Below are 834 nucleotides of genomic sequence, written 5' to 3'. Positions count from 1 at the left end.
GTCGCCAGCGAGCGTCTTGAACATGTTCTCGTTGTACTTGTCGGCGTGGCCGGACTTGATCCACAAAGTCTTGTTCACGATTTCCGGCGTGATCACTTCAAGGTAGCCGCGACGGTCAATCTTACCGCGGATGTAGTCCTTGAGGGCGTTCACCATCTTGGTGCCCTTCGGATGCCAGAACACCATGCCCGGAGAATGGTCTTCAATGTGGTAGAGGTCCATTTCCTTACCGATCTTGCGGTGGTCGCGCTTTTCGGCTTCTTCCAGGAACTTCAAATAAGTTTCGAGACCTTCCTTGTCGGCAAAGCAAGTGCCGTACACGCGGGTCAGCTGGTCGCTAGACTGGTCACCATGCCAGTAGGCGCCCGACATCGAGAGCACCTTAAAATTCTTGAGCTTGCCAGTAGAAGGCACGTGGGGGCCGGCACAGAGATCTTCAAAGTTCTTGCCCGGTTCGCCAGTCACATAGAAGCTGAGCGTACCGTCGCTGCCTTCGCGGGCGAGAGCGCGTTCAGCGTTGTCCGTCTTGTACTTGTCGCCCTCGGTGCGCTTCAGGCCATCGGCGGCACTGACTTCGCAACGCACGAACGGACGGTCTTCCTTGATGATTTCCTTCATTCGCTTTTCGATGCGCTCGAAATCCGACTGCTGGATCGGGGTCGGTGTCATCAAATCGTAGTAGAAACCCTTTTCGATAGCCGGACCGTAGGCGAGCTTGGTGCCCGGGAACAGGTCGCAGATGGCTTCGGCAAGCACGTGGCTGCAGCTGTGACGCAGGAGCATCAGAGCATCCGGGTCGTCGTTGCTCGGCGTGATAATCTTGATGGTGCCGCT

At 56.6% G+C, this 834-nt stretch carries 1 pseudogene; it reads right to left on the bottom strand.

Annotated elements, in window-relative coordinates:
- Nucleotides 1-834, bottom strand: a pseudogene (locus HUF13_RS15470) (threonine--tRNA ligase); the annotation flags it as partial.

Origin of the sequence: Fibrobacter succinogenes, from assembly GCF_902779965.1 — a bacterium.
Classification (GTDB): domain Bacteria; phylum Fibrobacterota; class Fibrobacteria; order Fibrobacterales; family Fibrobacteraceae; genus Fibrobacter; species Fibrobacter succinogenes_F.
The sequence above is the reverse complement of the archived record's forward strand: the minus strand, read 5'-3'. Positions and strand labels throughout refer to the sequence as shown.